The organism is Aeromicrobium sp. CTD01-1L150, assembly GCF_041951745.1.
In the GTDB taxonomy this organism is placed as follows: domain Bacteria; phylum Actinomycetota; class Actinomycetes; order Propionibacteriales; family Nocardioidaceae; genus Aeromicrobium.
Genome location: NZ_CP169555.1, coordinates 856221 through 875190 on the forward strand (window position 1 = coordinate 856221; position 18970 = coordinate 875190).

Annotated in this window: 13 protein-coding genes; 11 read left to right on the forward strand and 2 right to left on the reverse strand. The window is 68.6% G+C overall.

What is annotated here, in order from left to right:
* The first annotated feature begins 20 nt into the window (after positions 1-20).
* A complete protein-coding gene (locus ACEVFP_RS04190) occupies positions 21-3866 on the forward strand; it encodes a DNA-directed RNA polymerase subunit beta' (protein WP_375002189.1) in 3846 nt (1281 codons plus the stop codon).
* A gap of 63 nt (positions 3867-3929) precedes the next feature.
* Here ACEVFP_RS04190 and ACEVFP_RS04195 read toward each other — a convergent pair whose 3' ends face one another.
* Positions 3930-5003, reverse strand: coding sequence for an acyltransferase family protein (locus ACEVFP_RS04195; protein ID WP_375002191.1), 1074 nt, complete (start codon positions 5001-5003; stop codon positions 3930-3932).
* A gap of 37 nt (positions 5004-5040) precedes the next feature.
* Between ACEVFP_RS04195 and ACEVFP_RS04200 the strand changes: the two genes are divergently transcribed.
* Positions 5041-5586 (forward strand): NUDIX hydrolase, encoded by a 546-nt coding sequence (locus ACEVFP_RS04200; protein ID WP_375002193.1) that lies wholly within the window; start codon positions 5041-5043, stop codon positions 5584-5586.
* Here ACEVFP_RS04200 and ACEVFP_RS04205 read toward each other — a convergent pair.
* A complete protein-coding gene (locus ACEVFP_RS04205) occupies positions 5514-6686 on the reverse strand; it encodes a hypothetical protein (RefSeq protein ID WP_375002195.1) in 1173 nt (390 codons plus the stop codon). The two genes, ACEVFP_RS04200 and ACEVFP_RS04205, sit on opposite strands and share 73 nt — an antisense overlap.
* Positions 6687-6874: 188 nt before the next feature.
* Here ACEVFP_RS04205 and ACEVFP_RS04210 point away from each other — a divergent pair, with 188 nt between their 5' ends.
* The 9 genes from ACEVFP_RS04210 (at position 6875) to ACEVFP_RS04250 (ending at position 18926) form a co-directional block, all read left to right on the forward strand.
* A complete protein-coding gene (locus ACEVFP_RS04210) occupies positions 6875-7609 on the forward strand; it encodes a GntR family transcriptional regulator (RefSeq protein WP_375002196.1) in 735 nt (244 codons plus the stop codon).
* Positions 7606-8901 (forward strand): hydroxyacid-oxoacid transhydrogenase, encoded by a 1296-nt coding sequence (locus ACEVFP_RS04215; RefSeq protein WP_375002199.1) that lies wholly within the window; start codon positions 7606-7608, stop codon positions 8899-8901. The genes ACEVFP_RS04210 and ACEVFP_RS04215 overlap by 4 nt, the downstream gene beginning before the upstream one ends.
* Positions 8895-11870 carry an FAD-binding and (Fe-S)-binding domain-containing protein gene (locus ACEVFP_RS04220; RefSeq protein ID WP_375002200.1) on the forward strand — a complete coding sequence of 992 codons (2976 nt, stop codon included), beginning with the start codon at positions 8895-8897 and terminating at the stop codon, positions 11868-11870. Before ACEVFP_RS04215 ends, ACEVFP_RS04220 begins: the two co-directional genes overlap by 7 nt.
* 422 nt (positions 11871-12292) lie before the next feature.
* On the forward strand, positions 12293-12667 hold the full coding sequence (gene rpsL, locus ACEVFP_RS04225; RefSeq protein WP_375002201.1) for a 30S ribosomal protein S12: 375 nt from the start codon (positions 12293-12295) through the stop codon (positions 12665-12667).
* Positions 12667-13137 carry a 30S ribosomal protein S7 gene (gene rpsG / locus ACEVFP_RS04230; RefSeq protein WP_375002202.1) on the forward strand — a complete coding sequence of 157 codons (471 nt, stop codon included), beginning with the start codon at positions 12667-12669 and terminating at the stop codon, positions 13135-13137. Before rpsL ends, rpsG begins: the two co-directional genes overlap by 1 nt.
* Before the next feature lie 39 nt (positions 13138-13176).
* On the forward strand, positions 13177-15288 hold the full coding sequence (gene fusA, locus ACEVFP_RS04235; RefSeq protein ID WP_375002204.1) for an elongation factor G: 2112 nt from the start codon (positions 13177-13179) through the stop codon (positions 15286-15288).
* A gap of 91 nt (positions 15289-15379) precedes the next feature.
* Entirely contained in the window at positions 15380-16573 is a 1194-nt protein-coding gene (gene tuf, locus ACEVFP_RS04240; protein ID WP_375002205.1) for an elongation factor Tu, read from the forward strand.
* 266 nt (positions 16574-16839) lie between these two features.
* Positions 16840-17589 carry an ABC transporter ATP-binding protein gene (locus tag ACEVFP_RS04245; RefSeq protein WP_375002207.1) on the forward strand — a complete coding sequence of 250 codons (750 nt, stop codon included), beginning with the start codon at positions 16840-16842 and terminating at the stop codon, positions 17587-17589.
* Positions 17586-18926 (forward strand): FtsX-like permease family protein, encoded by a 1341-nt coding sequence (locus ACEVFP_RS04250; RefSeq protein ID WP_375002208.1) that lies wholly within the window; start codon positions 17586-17588, stop codon positions 18924-18926. The genes ACEVFP_RS04245 and ACEVFP_RS04250 overlap by 4 nt, the downstream gene beginning before the upstream one ends.
* Positions 18927-18970: the final 44 nt, after the last annotated feature.

An 18970-nucleotide genomic window follows, 5' to 3' on the forward strand; every position in this document is an offset into this window, starting at 1 on the left:
CGTAAGGGAAAGAAGACAACGTGCTCGACGTGAACTTCTTCGATCAGCTCAAGATCGGTCTCGCCACCGCCGACGACATCCGTCATTGGTCCTTCGGCGAGGTCAAGAAGCCTGAGACGATCAACTACCGCACGCTCAAGCCGGAGCGTGACGGACTCTTCTGCGAGAAGATCTTCGGTCCCACCCGGGACTGGGAGTGCTACTGCGGCAAGTACAAGCGCGTGCGCTTCAAGGGCATCATCTGTGAGCGTTGCGGCGTCGAGGTGACCCGGAGCAAGGTTCGTCGCGAGCGGATGGGGCACATCGAGCTCGCCGCGCCGGTCACCCACATCTGGTACTTCAAGGGTGTCCCCAGCCGCCTGGGCTACCTGCTCGACCTCGCCCCGAAGGACCTGGAGAAGGTCATCTACTTCGCGGCCTACATGATCACCCACGTCGATGAGGATGCGCGTCACCGCGACCTCTCCTCGATGGAGTCCAAGATCGAGATGGAGGTCAAGCAGCTCGAGGACCGCATGAACAACGCGGTCGACGAGCGCAGCAAGAAGTTCGAGGAGGACCTCGCCGCGCTCGAGGCCGAGGATGCCAAGGCCGACGCCAAGCGGAAGGTGCGCGACGCGGCCGACCGCGAGCTCAAGCAGATCCGTCAGCGCAGCGAGCGTGAGATCGACCGCCTGAAGGAGGTCTGGGACCGCTTCAAGAACCTCAAGGTCCAGGACCTCGAGGGCGACGAGATGCTCTACCGGGAGATGACGTACCGCTTCGGCGACTACTTCGAGGGCTACATGGGCGCCACCGCGATCCAGAAGCGCCTGCAGTCCTTCGACCTCGACGCCGAGGCCGCCTCGCTGCGCGAGGTCATCGCCAACGGCAAGGGCCAGAAGAAGACCCGTGCGCTCAAGCGGCTCAAGGTCGTCTCGGCGTTCATGGGCAGCAGCAACCGGCCCGAGGGCATGGTCCTGGACGCCGTCCCGGTGATCCCGCCGGAGCTGCGTCCCATGGTCCAGCTCGACGGTGGCCGGTTCGCCACGTCGGACCTGAACGACCTGTACCGCCGTGTCATCAACCGCAACAACCGCCTCAAGCGTCTGCTCGACCTCGGCGCGCCCGAGATCATCGTCAACAACGAGAAGCGGATGCTGCAGGAGGCCGTGGACTCGCTGTTCGACAACGGCCGTCGTGGGCGTCCCGTCACGGGACCGGGCAACCGTCCCCTCAAGTCCATCTCGGACATGCTCAAGGGCAAGCAGGGGCGTTTCCGGCAGAACCTGCTCGGCAAGCGCGTCGACTACTCCGGTCGTTCGGTCATCGTCGTCGGCCCGCAGCTGAAGCTGCACCAGTGCGGCCTGCCCAAGCAGATGGCGATCGAGCTGTTCAAGCCGTTCGTCATGAAGCGGCTCGTGGACCTCAACCACGCACAGAACATCAAGAGCGCCAAGCGGATGGTCGAGCGCGGTGTCCGGGCCGAGGTCTGGGACGTGCTGGAGGAAGTCATCACCGAGCACCCGGTGCTGCTGAACCGTGCGCCCACGCTGCACCGTCTGGGTATCCAGGCCTTCGAGCCGCAGCTCATCGAGGGCAAGGCCATCCAGATCCACCCGCTGGTCTGCTCGGCCTTCAACGCCGACTTCGACGGTGACCAGATGGCCGTGCACCTGCCACTGTCCGCCGAGGCGCAGGCCGAGGCGCGCATCCTGATGCTGTCGACCAACAACATCCTGAAGCCGTCCGACGGCCGTCCGGTCACCATGCCGACGCAGGACATGATCATCGGTCTGTACTTCCTCACGCTCGAGCGTGAGGAGATGGCAGGTGAGGGTCGCAGCTTCAGCTCCGTCGCGGAGGCTCAGATGGCCTTCGACCGCAAGGAGATCTCCTTGCAGAGCAAGGTGAAGATCCGCATCGCGGACGTCGACGGCACCGTGCAGACGCGTGAGACCACGCTCGGCCGTGCCATCTTCAACCTGGCTCTTCCCGACGACTACCCCTACGTGAACTACCAGGTGGGCAAGAAGGAGCTCGGCGTCATCGTCAACGACCTCGCCGAGCGCTACAGCAAGGTCGACGTCGGCGTCGCACTGGACAACCTGAAGGACACCGGTTTCCACTGGGCCACCCGTTCGGGCGTCACGATCTCCATTGACGACGTCGTCACGCCGGAGTCAAAGCCAGAGACGCTCGCCAAGTACGAGGGTCAGGCAGCCAAGGTCCAGCAGCAGTTCGACCGCGGTCTCATCACCGAGGACGAGCGTCGTCAGGAGCTTATCGAGATCTGGACCCAGGCCACGGCCGAGGTCTCCGGCGAGATGGAGAAGATCTTCACCGCCAACGAGGACAACCCGATCTGGATGATGGTCCACTCCGGTGCCCGCGGCAACATGATGCAGGTCCGTCAGATCGCCGCCATGCGTGGCCTCGTGGCCAACCCCAAGGGCGAGATCATCCCGCGCCCGATCAAGGCGAACTTCCGCGAGGGCCTGTCGGTGGTCGAGTACTTCATCGCCACCCACGGTGCCCGCAAGGGTCTGGCCGACACCGCCCTGCGTACGGCTGACTCCGGATACCTGACGCGCCGACTCGTCGACGTCAGCCAGGACGTCATCATCCGCGAGGAGGACTGCGGCACCGAGCGCGGTCTCATCCACACGATCGCCCAGCGCAACGACGACGGCACGCTCGTCCCGGCGGAGAACGTCGAGACCTCGGCGTACTCACGCAACGCGGCCGTGCAGATCAAGCACCCCGAGTCCGATGAGGTGCTCGTGGAAGCCGGTGGCGACCTCGGCGACGTCGAGATCGGTCAGCTGGTCACCGCCGGTGTCGAGCAGATCCGGGTCCGTACGGTCCTGACCTGCGAGGCGCGCACCGGTACGTGCGCCAAGTGCTACGGGCGTTCGCTGGCCACCGGCAAGCTCGTCGACATCGGCGAGGCGGTCGGCACCATCGCGGCCCAGTCGATCGGTGAGCCCGGCACCCAGCTGACGATGCGGACCTTCCACACCGGTGGTGTGGCCGGTGACGACATCACGCACGGTCTGCCGCGCGTCGTGGAGCTCTTCGAGGCCCGTCGCCCCAAGGGCGAGGCCCCGATCACCGAGCTCGCCGGTCGGGTCACGATCGACGACACCGACAAGACCCGCAAGATCGTCATCACCCCCGACGACGGTTCGGACGTCCTGGAGTACCCGGTCACCAAGCGTGCCCGTCTGCGGGTCGACGACGGCGATCGCGTCGAGGTCGGCGACCAGCTGACGCACGGCACGCCCGACCCGCAGGAGGTCCTGCGCATCCTGGGCGTCCGCAAGGCTCAGGAGCACCTCGTGGACGAGGTCCAGGAGGTCTACCGCAGCCAGGGTGTGGCGATCCACGACAAGCACATCGAGATCATCGTGCGTCAGATGCTGCGTCGTGTGACGGTCATCGAGCAGAGCGACTCCCTGCTCATCCCCGGCGACCTGGTCGACCGTTCGAAGTTCGAGGAGGAGAACCGTCGGGTCGTCTCCGAGGGCGGCACTCCGGCATCGGGACGTCCGGTGCTCATGGGCATCACCAAGGCGTCGCTCGCGGTGGAGTCGTGGCTGTCGGCCGCGTCCTTCCAGGAGACGACGCGCGTCCTCACCGATGCGGCGATCCACGGCAAGTCGGACTCGCTGCGCGGTCTGAAGGAGAACATCATCATCGGCAAGCTGATCCCGGCCGGCACCGGTCTGGACCGGTACCGCAACGTCCGGGTCGAGCCGACGGAGGAGGCCCGCCAGGCCGCCTACGCGGTCACCGGGTACGAGTCGTACGACTACGGCTTCGGCGGTGCCGAGGACGGAACCGCCGTCCAGCTCGACGACTTCGACTTCACCACGTACGAGTGAGCTGAGCCGCAGTAGACCGGCCCCGGACCATTGGTCCGGGGCCGGTCTGCGTCCACCCGGGTGTCAGGTGGGGGAGATGTCCTTGGGCTTGGCCGGGGTCGGGTCGGTGCGGAACAGCCAGGTGAGCCGGGGCTCGAAGATCGGCCGGAAGACCGTGGAGACGATCTTGAGCATCAGCAGGTTGGCGACGACCGTGGCGACGATGATGGTCACCAGTGCGGCCTCGGCGCCGTAGGGCTGGAGACGGTCGAAGACCTCGAACTCGTGGCGCAGGATGAGGATGACGTAGCCGTGGAGCAGGTAGCAGTAGAACGTCCGCTCGCCCATCCGTGTCGTCCATGACCGGCCGCGGGGGACCAGCGACAGCGCCGCGAACGCCAGCACGAACCCCACGACGAGCAGCTCACCGCGCTGCATCACACCCTCCAGAGGGTCGGCGAGCAGAGGGTCCTCGTCGTAGCGCTGCTTCCACAGCAGCCAGTCGAGCGTCCACCCGGAGGAGTAGGTGTAGCAGTACCAGAACGCACCGGCCAGCACGGCGAACGAGGCGATGCGGATCCGGGTGTCGGCCAGCATCTCGAACCGCTCGCGAGTCATGTGCAGCCCCACGACGTAGAACGGCAGGAAGCCGAGGATCTTGGGCAGGGCCAGGACGTTCGGCACCTCGATCAGTCCGACGAGCAGCGAGATGGCGATCGAGGTGGTGATGGGGTACTTCAGCGCGCGCCAGATGGGTGTGGTGATCCGCCACACGAACAGCGCGGCCATGAACCACGCTAGCCACTGCGGGGACAGGAACATGTACGGGTCGGGGCTGTCGGTGTAGTACCGCAGGATCATCTGCATCGAGATCTCGACGATCAGGTACGGCACGACGAGTGTGCTGACGATGCGGCGCACCTGTCTGGCATCGCCCATGTAGTGACGGGCGGTGTAGCCGGAGATCAGGATGAAGAACGGCATGTGGAAGGCGTAGATCCACGTGTACACGCCGCGCGCGGAGTCCATCTGTGTGAACTGCGTCAGCGAGTGGCCGATGACCACCAGCAGCATCACCCAGTACCGGGCGTTGTCCAGGTAGGCGACGCGCTCCTTGGTGGCGGAGGTCGTCTGGGGCAGGGGGTCGAGCTGGCTCATCGTGGTTGACTCTAATCGTTGATCGAGAGCAGGAGGCGTGGTGTATTCAGCGGCAAGACGGACCCAGAGGCTCGGCGCCTATGCCGTGGTGCTGAGGGAGGACGACCGGGGGATCGAGCATCTGCTGCTGACGCGGATCTCACCGGTCGGTCACCCTCGTGGTTGGTGGGGGTTGCCCGGTGGGGGAGTCGACCACGGGGAGTCGCCCGGCGTCACCGTGGTGCGCGAGCTGCACGAGGAGACCGGTCTGCAGGCCTGCGCCACGCAGCTCGTGGAGGTGCACGACGTCCACGTCGTGGAGCAGGGACGCGGTGACCGGTACGAGGACTTCCACGGCGTGCACCTGGTCTACGCCGCCGACGTCCATGGAGCCGGGCTCCCGGAGCCGCACGTCGTGGACGTCGGGGGCACGACGGACGTCGTCCGCTGGGTGCCGGTTCCCGGTCTGGCCGAGGCGCCTCCCGGACCGCTGCTGGCCGTCGTCGAGCACGTGCTCGGACACCTGCAGAGCTACCGGTCGGCGGACTCGAGCGGCTCGATCGGCCCCTCGGCCCCGGGCCCGGTCGAGCCCTCCGGGGTGTAGAAGAGCATGGCGTAGTTGCCGCGTGCCGACAGGATGTAGGCGGCGACGGCGACGTCACCCTTGGAGTTCGTCGAGCGGTAGGTCGTCGTGATCTCGTTGAGGTCCTCGACGATGTCGATCTCCGGCTCGCCGACGGCTGCGGAGAACTCCTGCGCCAGGTCGTCGGCCTGGCGCACCCGGTCCGAGGCCGTGGCCACGAACGTGGGTGTGGATCCGGTGAGCAGCACGGTCGTCTGCACGGGCAGCTCCCACCCTTCGGGGAGCCCGTCGACGTCGGTCGCCTCCTCGTCCATCTGGGGCCAGATGAGCTCCGAGCGGTCCTCGCCCTCGACGTCGCGCGGGACGTCGATGTTCTCGGTCTCACGTTCGATCTGGCCGGCCCGAGGGTCGCCGACGTACTCGGCGACCACGGTCATGACCGGCTGGGAGTGGGAGGAGGCGCGGGCGGTCCTGCTCGCGACGTCGCCGGGGTCGACGGTCACGGTGACCCGCACGTCGCGTCCGTCGGCAGTCTCCCCGCGGGCCTGCGCGAAGCAGGCCGTGACGCGGCGGTCCTCGGCCTCGCAGTACTCGCCGATGTCGTCAGTGACCAGGCCGGCGCCGGGCACGACGGCGTTCACCTGGGTGAGCACGTGGCGCAGCGTGTCGGTGGGGTCGGTGTCGATGCGCATGACCGACACGGTGGTGTCTGGGCGGGGCGGGTTCTCCACGGAGGCGAACGTGTCCTGGCCGGGCTGTGTCTCGGGGGTGGGAGTCTCGGTCGGTGTCGGTTCGCCGGCGTCCTCGGCCTCCTGGCGCCGTTCGGCCTCCACGGCCTCGCGCTGGGACTCCGCAGCGTCGAGCTCGGGCTGATAGGCCGCGATGAGTCGCTCGCTGCGCAGGCGCACGAGCGGGCCGAGCTGGGTGGCACCCTCGGGGACCTCCAGGCCGAAGGCGATGGGGCTCTGCGGCCCGGACTCGTGCTCGGCCACATCGACCGGTGCCGGGGCGCTCGCACTGACCGACGGCTCGGGGTCGTCGCGTTGGGTGCGGGTCTCGCACGCGGTGGTGGTGAGCATCAGGAGGCAGGCCGTCGTGGCGATGGCGGCCTTGCGTCTCATGTCTCTTCCTGTCCTCACTGCGATGGGTCATGGCGGTGCGGGTCGATCGAGCATCGATTGTTCCACCGTCCGACCCGGACGCTCCTTGGGGCGCAGCCATCCTGCCGTACCGAACCAAGATTCCGCTGAATGGTCATCGCCCCTTCCGGAGTAGCATCGCCGGCAGCAACGGCGTAGCGAGGAGTCCGATGACGGCGCGGGTGAGCACGACCGACCGGGTGTTCGCGTCCCTGCGTGAGGCCATCGTGTCCGGGGCAATGGAGGCCGGGTCGCGGCACTCCATCTATCGGCTCGCGGAGGAGCACGGCGTCTCACGGACTCCGGTGCGCGATGCCGTGCTGCGCCTGGCCGATGCCAACCTCGTGACGATCGAGCGCAACCGCGGTGTCGTGGTCCGTGCCGTGACGGCCGATGACGTGCGCGAGGTCTTCGAGCTCCGTCTGCTGCTGGAGGTCCCAGCGGCACAGCACGCGGCCCGTCGTGTCGATGACCACCTGGCGGGTCGGCTGCGTGACCAGCTCGCCGAGCTCGAGGAGGCGGCCGAGCGCGAGGACGAGGAGGCCTTCCAGCGTCATGACCGCACACTGCACACGATGATCGACAGCGTCCCGGGCAACGGTCGGCTCGCGGCGGAGGTCTCGACACTGCGCGAGTCGATCCAGGCGCGGGGCGCCGTCACCGTGCATCGCTCACGCGGACTCGCCGACATCCTCGCCGAGCACCGCCCGATCGTCGAGGCGATCTGCGCAGGAGACGTCGAGCGCGCGGCAGCGACCATGAGTGCCCACCTCGTGAGCACGGCGAGCCTGCTCATTGAGCAGGCCGGAGGAGACCCGAGTAGCATGCTACTGTGGATGCGCGAGCAGGCAGGCATCGTCGAGCAGTCGGGCATCAGCGAGCCCAGAGTCGAGGAGGAGTCGTGAGCTTCGAGCCCACCCACCCGGAGTCGGTCTTCACCTACGGAGCGCCCCAGCTCAAGTTCGGGCCCGGCGCTCGTCACGAGCTCGGCTTCGACCTCGGGCAGCTCGGGGCGCGCCGCGTGCTCGTGGTCACCGACCCCGGCGTCGCCGCCACCGGCGCCCCGGCCGAGATCGCACAGGGACTGGGACGTGGCGGCATCGAGACCGTGGTCTTCGACCGCAGCCACGTCGAGCCCACCGACGCCAGCCTCGTCGAGGCCGTGGAGTTCGCCCGCGGGTCCGCTCCCTTCGACGCCGTGGTCGCCGTGGGTGGCGGCACTGCCATCGACACCGCCAAGGCCGTCAACCTGCTGCTCACCAACGACGGCGAGCTCATGGACTACGTCAACGCCCCGGTCGGCGGTGGGCGTGCGCCGGGCAACTCCCTGCTGCCTCTCGTGGCCGTGCCGACCACGACGGGCACCGGCAGCGAGAGCACCACGATCTGCGTCCTCGACGTCGTGAGCCAGCAGGTCAAGACTGGCATCTCCCACCCGCGTCTGCGGCCCACGCTGGCCGTCGTCGACCCCGAGCTGACGATCAGTCAGCCGGCAGGAGTCACGGCGGCCTCGGGCCTGGACATCCTGTGCCACGCGCTGGAGAGCTACACCGCACGGCCCTTCACGTCCTACGAGGCCAAGTCGGCAGAGCAGCGGGTGCCGTACTGCGGCTCGAACCCGATCTCCGACCTGTGGTGCGAGAAGGCGCTCACGCTCATGTCTGGTTCCTTCCGCACGGCCGTGCACGACGGTGACGACGCCGCGGCGCGCACCGAGGTCGCGATGGCCGCGACCTTCGCCGGGCTCGGGTTCGGCAACGCCGGCGTGCACGTGCCGCACGCCAACGCCTACCCCATCGCCGGCCAGGTCGGCGACTTCCAGCCGGACGGTTACCCCGAGCGTGCCGCAGGGGAGCACGGCCTGGTGCCGCACGGCATGGCCGTCTCGCTCACGGCTCCCGAAGCCTTCCGCTGGACGTTCGAGGCCGCGCCCGAGCGGCACGTCCGTGCAGCCCGTCTCCTCGACCCGGGCGCCGAGGAGCCCGACGGCCCGGACCTGCTCCCCGGCGTCCTGACCCGGATCATGCGTGACGTCGCGATCCCGTCCGGACTCGGTGCGGTCGGCTTCGGCGAGGGTGACGTCGACGCGCTGACCGAGGGTGCGCTCAAGCAGGAACGACTCCTGGCGACGGCGCCCCGGACCGTGACGCCCGAGGCGCTCAGCGGCATCCTGCGGCGTTCCCTCGAGCTGTGGTGAGCCTCCAGGCGCAGGCCGGCAAGGCCACGGTCACCGATGTCGCGGCGGCCCTGCGCCGCCACGACGTGCACGACGTCGACGACTCGAGCCTCACCCGGGCCCTGTACAGCACCGACGCATCGCTGTACCGCGTCGTCCCGGACGTCGTGGTCCGTCCGCGGCACACCGATGAGCTCGAGGCGGTCATGGCTGTCTCGCGCGAGAGCGGTGTCCCGATCACGGCCCGTGGCGCGGGGACGTCGATCGCCGGCAATGCGGTGGGTCCGGGCATCGTGGTGGACCTCGCCAGGCACCTGAACCGGGTGCACGAGGTGGACGTCGAGGCCAGGGTGGCGCGCGTGGATCCCGGTGTGGTCCACGCATCCCTGCAGAAGGTGGCCGCTCCACACGGCCTGCGCTACGGCCCCGACCCCTCGACCCACACGCGGTGCACCGTCGGGGGGATGATCGGGAACAACGCCTGCGGCAACCGCGCCCTCGGCTATGGCCGGAGCGCGGACAACGTCGTGGCCCTCGACCTCCTGACGGCCTCGGGTGAGCGCATGGCCGTGGGCCGCGACGTGGCGCCCACCTCGCCGAGGCTGGATGAGCTGCGCGACGTCGTCGCCAGCGACCTCGCCACCGTTCGGACCGAGCTCGGTCGTTTCGGCCGACAGGTCTCCGGCTACAGCCTGGAGCACCTCCTGCCGGAGAGGGGCTTCGACGTCGCGTCGTTCATGGCCGGCACCGAGGGCACGCTCGCACTCATCACCGGTGCGACCGTCGACCTGGTGCGCGTGCCGCAGCACATCCACCTCGTCGTCCTCGGCTACGGGTCCATGGCACAGGCAGGCGACGACGTCCCCGCCATGCTGCCCTTCGGCCCGATCGCCTGCGAGGGACTTGGCGCGCGCATCGTGGACGTCTTCCGCGCTGCCAAGGGGGCCGCCGGCGTTCCCGAGTACCCCGAGGGTGGAGGCTTCCTCTACGTCGAGCTCGCCGGGGAGGACCCGGACGAGCTGGCGGCCATGGGCGAGGAGGTCGTGCGGGCCTCCGCCGCGCTGTCCCACCGCCACGTCACGAACCCTGCTGAGCAGGCCGTGTTCTGGCGCATCCGCGAGGAGGGCGCCGGGCTCTCCTCCCGGGTCTGGGACCGGCCCGCCGTGTCGGGATGGGAGGACGCGGCCGTCCCGCCGGAGGTCGTCGGCGACTACCTGCGTGACTTCGACGACCTGCTGAACGAGCACGGTCTGCATGGTGAGCCGTTCGGCCATCTCGGAGACGGGTGCGTCCACGTCCGCATCGACTTCGGTCTCGACGAGCCCGGGGGGCGCGCCGGCTACCGCGCCTTCATCGAGGATGCCGCCAGGCTCACCGCCTCGCACGGCGGCTCGTTCTCCGGTGAGCACGGCGACGGGCGGGCCCGCTCCGAGCTGCTGCCGCTCATGTACTCCGAGGGCGCGATGACCCTCTTCGGCGCGGTGAAGAACGTGTTCGACCCCGACGACCTGCTCAACCCAGGCAACCTCGTCGGCCCGACCCCGCTCGAGGGGGCGGGCGGCTCCGCGTCCAGAGACGGCCACGGGGCACGTCCCTTCGATGCGGACCTGCGCGCCCAGGGGCTGGACTGGGAGCCCGGCCTGCAGCGCACGCGACGCGGCCTGCGGCTGCTCCACGACGACGGTGACCTTGGGGCAGCCGTCCACCGCTGCACCGGTGTCGGCAAGTGCCTCGCCGACACCCGCGGTACCGCGCCCGGCGGGGGTGCCGGGCCGGGGGCGGCGAATGGCCCCGGCGGGGGTGCCGGGCCGGGCGCGGCAAATGGCACCGTGATGTGCCCGTCGTTCCAAGCCACCCGGGACGAGAAGGACTCCACCCGCGGCCGGGCCCGGGTGCTGCAGGAGATGGTGGACGGCCGACTCGTGGGCCAGGGCTTCCGCTCGCCGGAGGTGCACGAGGCCCTCGATCTGTGCCTGTCCTGCAAGGGGTGTCTGAACGACTGCCCCACGGGGATCGACATGGCCACCTACAAGTCCGAGGTTCTCCACCAGACGTATCGCCGACGGGTCCGACCGCGCAGTCACTACGTGCTCGGCCGGCTCCCGTTCTGGGCCAAGGTCACCGCGCCGTTCGCCCGGCTGGCCAACCTGGCCCTGAGGGTGCCCGGGCTCGTCCACGTCGCCCGGTGGGCGGCCGGAGTCGACCAGCGGCGCAGTCTGCCGCAGTTCGCTTCTCGACGCTTCGGTCGTCTCGCCCGAGGCTGGGTCGGGCAACGCGAGGAGTCGGGGAGGCCACGGGTCCTGCTGTGGGCCGACTCCTTCACCGAGTACTTCTCGACCGAGGGCGGACGCGCCGCTGTCGACGTGCTGGAGCGGGCCGGCTACGCCGTCGAGGTGCTGGCTCGCCCCCAGTGCTGCGGGCTGACCTGGATCACCACGGGCCAGCTCGACACCGCACGCGACCTCGTGCTCAAGGCCGTCGACCAGCTACATCCCTACGTCGCGGCCGGAGTCCCGGTGGTGGGGCTGGAGCCCTCGTGCCTGGGGGTCCTGCGCTCCGATGCCGTTGAGCTCACCGACGACCCGCGAGCAGCCGAGGTCGCCTCCGGTGTCCACACCCTCGCCGAGCTGCTTCGCCGCACCGAGGGGTGGGAGCCGCCGAACCTCGGTGGCACCGAGCTCGTGGTGCAGCCGCACTGCCACCAGGCCTCCGTGCTGGGCTTCGAGGCCGACCTGGAGGTCCTGCAGCGGGCGGGTGCTCAGGTCACCCGCCTGTCCGGGTGCTGTGGGCTGGCCGGCAACTTCGGGGTCGAGCAGGGGCATTACGAGGTCTCGGTGGCCGTGGCCGAGCACCAGCTGCTGCCGGCGGTGCGCGCTGCCGGTCCCGGCAGCGTGGTGCTCGCCGACGGCTTCAGCTGTCGCACCCAGCTCGACGACCTCGCCGGTGTCCGCGCAGTGCACCTGGCCGAGCTCCTGGCCGCTCGACGGTGACGTGGTGCTCCTGTTTCTGACCGGCTTTCGGGCGTTGTGTGGTCTCGCTCCGTCGCGGCTCCGCGTCTCCTGCGACGGCTCCACTGCATGACGCACTCCGCGCGTGGGCGTGGTGTGGCCGAGCCTCGGTCGTTGCGTGGTCTCGTTCCGTCGCGGCTACGCCCTTCATGCGACGGCTCCATTGTATGACGCGCTTCGCGCGTGCTGACTCGACCTCCCGGCACCTCTCGCTCGCAGAGCTCGCTCGGGTGCCGTGACGCTCGGGTGCCGTGATTTTGACCGGGGCAGTGGTGGCCGGTAGTCTTGATCTCCGTGCCTGACGTCTGTCGGGCCGACCGTCGTGCCCATCGCGCCGGCCGAGGTTCCTCGGCGTTCGTCGACGTGGGCTCACGCATCCTCGAACCGAAACGAAAGAAGACGTAGTGCCCACGATCAACCAGCTGGTCCGCAAGGGTCGTCAGACCAAGGTGGTCAAGAACAGCACGCCGGCCCTCAAGGGCTCGCCCCAGCGTCGCGGCGTGTGCACCCGCGTGTACACCACAACGCCGAAGAAGCCCAACTCCGCGCTGCGCAAGGTTGCTCGTGTCCGGCTCTCCAGCGGTACCGAGGTGACTGCCTACATTCCCGGTGAGGGGCACAACCTGCAGGAGCACTCCATCGTGCTCGTGCGTGGTGGTCGCGTGAAGGACCTCCCGGGTGTCCGCTACAAGATCGTCCGCGGCTCCCTCGACACCCAGGGTGTCAAGGGTCGCCAGCAGGCTCGCAGCCGGTACGGCGCGAAGAAGGAGAAGAGCTGATGCCTCGCAAGGGTCCCGCGCCCAAGCGCATCCCCGAGACCGATCCGGTCTACAGCAACCAGCTGGTCACCCAGCTGATCAACAAGATCCTCGTCGACGGCAAGAAGCAGACCGCGCAGCGCATCGTCTACGGCGCTCTTGAGGGCACGCGCGCCAAGTCCGGCACCGACCCGGTCGTCACGCTCAAGCGTGCGCTCGACAACGTCAAGCCCAGCCTGGAGGTCAAGAGCCGCCGTGTCGGTGGTGCCACCTACCAGGTGCCGATCGAGGTCCGTCCGGCTCGCCAGACCACCCTCGCCCTGCGCTGGCTGGTCAAGTACTCCGGTGAGCGTCGCGAGAAGACCATGGCCGAGCGTCTGCAGAACGAGCTCCTCGACGCCAGCAACGGCCTGGGCGGCAGCGTCAAGCGGCGCGAGGACACCCACAAGATGGCCGAGGCGAACCGCGCCTTCGCCCACTACCGCTGGTAAGCCCAGCTCCACACCGACGTAAGGAACGGCTACCCCACCGTGGCAACCGACATCACCACCGACCTGACGCGCGTCCGCAACATCGGCATCATGGCGCACATCGATGCCGGCAAGACGACGACCACCGAGCGCATCCTGTACTACACCGGCATCAACTACAAGATCGGTGAGGTCCACGACGGCGGCGCCACGATGGACTGGATGGAGCAGGAGCAGGAGCGCGGCATCACGATCACGTCGGCCGCGACGACCTGCTGGTGGAACGACCGCCAGATCAACATCATCGACACGCCCGGACACGTCGACTTCACCGTCGAGGTCGAGCGCTCCCTGCGTGTCCTCGACGGCGCCGTCGCCGTCTTCGACGGTGTCGCCGGTGTCGAGCCGCAGTCGGAGACCGTGTGGCGCCAGGCCGACCGGTACGGCGTTCCCCGCATGTGCTTCGTCAACAAGCTGGACCGTACGGGCGCCTCGTTCGACTTCTGCGTCAAGACCATCCGTGAGCGTCTCGGCGCCACGCCGCTGGTGATGCAGCTGCCCATCGGCGCCGAGTCCGACTTCCTGGGTGTCGTCGACCTGGTCGGCATGCGTGCCCTGACGTGGCGCGGCGAGACCTCCATCGGCGAGGACTACGAGGTCGAGGAGATCCCCGCCGAGCTCGCCGACGCGGCTGCCGAGGGGCGCGAGGCCCTGCTGGAGACGCTGGCCGACGTCGACGACGACATCGCGATGCTCTACCTGGACGGCGAGGACATCGACGTCGACACGCTCAAGGCCGCGATCCGTCGCGCCACGCTGTCGACCGCCCTCAACCCGGTCCTGTGCGGCACGGCCTTCAAGAACAAGGGCGTGCAGCCCCTGCTCGATGCCGTCGTCGACTTCCTGCCCTCGCCGATCGACGTCGGTGACGTCGTCGGCCACGACGCCAAGGACGAGAGCCTGGAGGACTCCCGTCCTCCGTCGGAGGACGCGCCGTTCGCCGGCCTCGCCTACAAGATCGCGGCTGACCCGCACCTGGGCAAGCTGACCTACCTGCGCGTCTACTCCGGTCGTCTCGAGGCCGGCACGCAGGTGCTCAACGTGACCAAGGGTCGCAAGGAGCGGATCGGCAAGATCTACCAGATGCACTCCAACAAGCGTGAGGAGATCGCCTCGGTCGGCGCCGGCCAGATCGTCGCCGTCATGGGTCTGAAGGACACCACGACCGGTGAGACGCTCGCCGACTCCGCCAAGCCGATCGTCCTGGAGTCGATGACGTTCCCCGACCCGGTCATCCAGGTCGCCATCGAGCCCAAGACCAAGAGCGACCAGGAGAAGCTCGGCGTCGCGATCCAGCGTCTCGCCGAGGAGGACCCGACCTTCCAGGTCCACACCGATGAGGAGACCGGCCAGACGATCATCGCCGGCATGGGCGAGCTCCACCTGGACATCCTCGTGGACCGTATGAAGCGCGAGTTCCGCGTCGAGGCCAACGTCGGCAAGCCGCAGGTCGCCTACCGCGAGACGATCAAGCGGACCGTCACCGGCCACAGTTTCACCCACAAGAAGCAGACCGGTGGCTCGGGCCAGTTCGCCAAGATCATCATCGGCATCGCTCCCACGGGTGCACAGTTCGGTGGCGAGGGCGGCTATGAGTTCGTCAACGAGGTCACCGGCGGCCGCGTCCCCAAGGAGTACATCCCCTCGGTGGACGCCGGCGCCCAGGAGGCCATGGAGTTCGGCGTGCTCGCCGGCTACCCCATGGTCGACGTCAAGGTGACGCTGGAGGACGGCGCCTACCACGACGTCGACTCCTCCGAGCTGGCCTTCAAGCTGGCCGGTTCGATGGCCTTCAAGGAAGCGGCGCGCAAGGCCGACCCGGCCTTGCTGGAGCCCATGTTCGCGGTGGAGGTGACGACCCCGGAGGACTACATGGGCGACGTCATCGGCGATCTCAACTCCCGCCGTGGTCAGGTCCAGTCCATGGAGGAGGGCTACGGAGGCGCCAAGCTCGTCAAGGCGCTCGTGCCGCTCTCTGAGATGTTCGGCTACGTCGGCGACCTGAGGTCCAAGACCTCCGGCCGTGCGTCGTACTCGATGCAGTTCGACTCTTACGCCGAGGTTCCCAAGGCCGTCGCGGAGGAGATCATCAAGAAGGCCCGCGGCGAGTAACAGCGGTCCATCCCATAAGGTGGCCTGAGGTTCTCACCCGGATCCGACGGCGTTTCACAGACAAGCAACAACCAACCCAGGAGGAGCCCCAGTGGCTAAGGCGAAGTTCGAGCGGACCAAGCCGCACGTCAACATCGGCACGATTGGTCACGTCGACCATGGCAAGACCACGCTGACGGCTGCGATCACCAAGGTTCTGGCCGAGAAGTACCCCGACCTCAACTCGGCGTCGGCGTTCGACCAGATCGACAACGCGCCCGAGGAGAAGCAGCGCGGCATCACGATCTCCATCTCGCACGTGGAGTACCAGACGGAGGCGCGTCACTACGCGCACGTCGATGCGCCCGGTCACGCTGACTACGTGAAGAACATGATCACCGGTGCTGCCCAGATGGACGGCGCGATCCTGGTGGTTGCCGCGACCGACGGCCCCATGCCCCAGACCCGTGAGCACGTGCTGCTCGCCCGTCAGGTCGGCGTGCCCTACATCCTCGTCGCGCTGAACAAGGCCGACATGGTCGACGACGACGACCTCATCGAGCTCGTCGAGATGGAGGTCCGTGAGCTTCTCAGCGAGCAGGACTTCGACGGCGACAACGCCCCCGTCGTCAAGGTCTCGGCGCTCAAGGCGCTCGAGGGCGACCCGGAGTGGGTCAAGAGCGTCGAGGACCTCATGGAGGCCGTCGACGAGAACATCCCGCTCCCGGACCGTGACACCGACAAGCCGTTCCTGATGGCCATCGAGGACGTCTTCACGATCACGGGCCGCGGCACCGTCGTGACCGGCAAGATCGAGCGCGGCAAGGTCAACGTCAACGACAACGTGGACATCGTCGGCATCCGTGAGAACAAGCAGTCCACCACGGTCACCGGCATCGAGATGTTCCGCAAGTTCCTCGACTACGCCGAGGCCGGCGAGAACGTCGGGCTGCTGCTGCGCGGCACCAAGCGTGAGGACGTCGAGCGCGGCCAGGTCATCATCGCGCCCGGAAGCGCCACGCCGCACACGGAGTTCGAGGGTCAGGCCTACATCCTGGCCAAGGAGGAGGGTGGCCGTCACACGCCGTTCTTCAACAACTACCGTCCGCAGTTCTACGTCCGCACCACGGACGTGACCGGCGTCGTCACGCTGCCCGAGGGCACCGAGATGGTCATGCCGGGCGACAACACCGAGATCAGCGTCGCGCTGATCCAGCCGATCGCACTCGAGGAGGGCCAGCGCTTCGCCATCCGCGAGGGCGGCCGTACCGTCGGTGCCGGTCGGGTCACCAAGGTCACCAAGTGATCGATCTGCCGACGCGCTGACCTCAGGTCAGCCTGAAGCACCTCTGAGCCCCGGCCCTCCTGTCGAAGGAGGGCCGGGGCTCCGTCGTGTGGATCACGGCTCGGCGGGTCACGAACCGCCGATGTGGTCAGGCGGCGATCCTTGCCTTCGATGGTAGGGAAAACCCCACCATCGAAGAAGCGGATCAGGCCCCTCGTGGCAGCGCTGCTGCGCTCATAGCGTGATGGTCGACGGCGCACTTCGGCGCCTCGGACGAGAGGATCATCATGAATGCTGCCGTGGCCCTGAGCTCGGTGACCAAGACCTTCGGGGTGGGCGATGCGTCGGTGCGTGCCCTCGACGACATCAGCCTCGGGCTTCAGGAGGCCGGCTTCACCGCAGTGATGGGGCCGTCCGGATCCGGCAAGAGCACACTGCTGCGATGCGCCGCCGGGCTGGAGGTGGTCGACGGCGGGCGAGTGGCGATCGATGGCCAGGAGATCGGGTCGTGGAGCGAGACGAGGCTGACGAAGTTTCGACGTCAGCACGTGGGATTCGTCTTCCAGGACTACAGCCTGATGCCGTACCTGACGGCCGAGGAGAACGTCGCGCTGCCGCTGCGACTGGCGCGGCGTCGGGTCGATCGGTCCGCAGTCCGTGCGGCGCTGGCTGCCGTGGACATGTCCGAACGCGCCGACCGGTACCCCGCCCAGCTGTCCGGGGGCCAGCAGCAGCGGGTCGCGCTGGCGCGGGCCGTGGTCGCCCGGCCAGCCGTCGTGTTCGCCGACGAGCCCACCGGGGCGCTCGACACCACGAGCGCGGCCACGGTCCTCGCGATGCTCCGGCGGGCCTGCGACGAGCTGGGGCAGACCATCGTCATGGTCACCCACGACCCGAACGCGGCCGCCTGGGCCGATGAGGTCCTCTACCTCGTCGACGGGCGGATCGCGGGGCGGATGGTGCGTCCGACCGCTGATGCGATCGCGGGACAGATGGCCCACCTCGACGACCTGGTGATGACGGGGGCGGCACGATGAGCGCGCCGGCCCTTGCCTCACTGCGTGGTCGCGCCGGTTCGTTTGCCGCCTGCGCCCTGTCGGTGTTCTTCGGCACCGTCCTGATGACCGGCTTCACCTCGCTGATCGAGACCGGGCAGGCCGATCCGGTCTCAGAGGTCGACGGGGAGACGTTGATGGTCATGGGGGCCGTCATCGGAAGCTGGGGCGTCCTCATCGTCCTGGCCGCCGTGGCATCGACGGTCGCGATCACCGTGCGGCAGCGGACCACCGAGCTCAACCATCTGCGGGTGATCGGAGCGACCAATCGCCAGGTGCGTTCCCTCGTGCGTCGTGAGACGGTCGCCGTCGCCCTGGTGGCCACCCTGGCCGGACTGGTGCCCGGTCTGCTGGCCGGCCGCCTGCTCCTGAGCCTGGTGGCCGACGCGGGCCTGGTGAGCTCGGGGATCGAGCACCGGCTCGGCGTCGTGACGATCGGCGCCATCATCGTGTCACTCCTGCTCGTGGCCGTCGTCGCCTCGAGCCTGGCGGTCCGGCAGGTGACCCGTCGCCGTGCCGGCGTGACTGCTGAGCCCACCCGGCTGTCCCGGGTCCGTGCGATCGGTGGCGTCGTCCTGCTGCTCGGTGCGATCGGCCAGGGTGTGGTGGGGAGCCTGGTCGCCTCCCAGAGCGACGATCCGTTCGTCGCGATGCAGATGCTCGGGTCGCTGTCGATCGTGGCCTCGCTGGGCCTGGCGCTGCTCGCGCCGCCCGTGGTGACGATGACTGCGCGGGGCCTGGCCGGAGCGCGGGGCCTGGCCGGCAACGCCTCCCACCTCGCCGCGACCGCGCTGGCCCGTCGGTCCGTGCGTGCCTCGGGGGCGCTCACCCCCATCGTGATGTTCGTCGGTGTCGCGGTCGGGACGCTCGGTCTCATGGCCCTGCACCACGAGTTCTCCGTCGGGGCCGGGGACAACCCCGATGCCGCGACCGTGGAGCTGCTCAACTACGTGGTCGTCGGCGTGATCGCGCTGTTCGCGGCGATCATGATCGTCACGACGACGACGGCCGGTGTGCTGGACCGTCGGATCGAGCTCGCCCGTCTGCGTCGGATCGGCGCGAGCCGTGGCGACGTGGTCCGGGCGGTCACCACCGAGGCGTTCGTGCTCGCCCTGGTGGGCATCGGGCTGGGGCTGGCGGGTTCGCTCGCGACCGTCGTGCCGTTCGCGATCCTCACCGTCGATGGCCCGCTGCCGTCGAGCCTGCTGTGGATCGTGCTCGGCACGGCACTGGTGGCCATCGTGGTGACGGTGGGTGCAGCGTGGTCCGCCGTGCGACGAACCGTGCGCACGTCACCGGCCGTCGTCCTCGCAGCATGAGTGAGCGATGGCCGCATGCGCCGGGGGCTGCAAGAGTGGGTCAC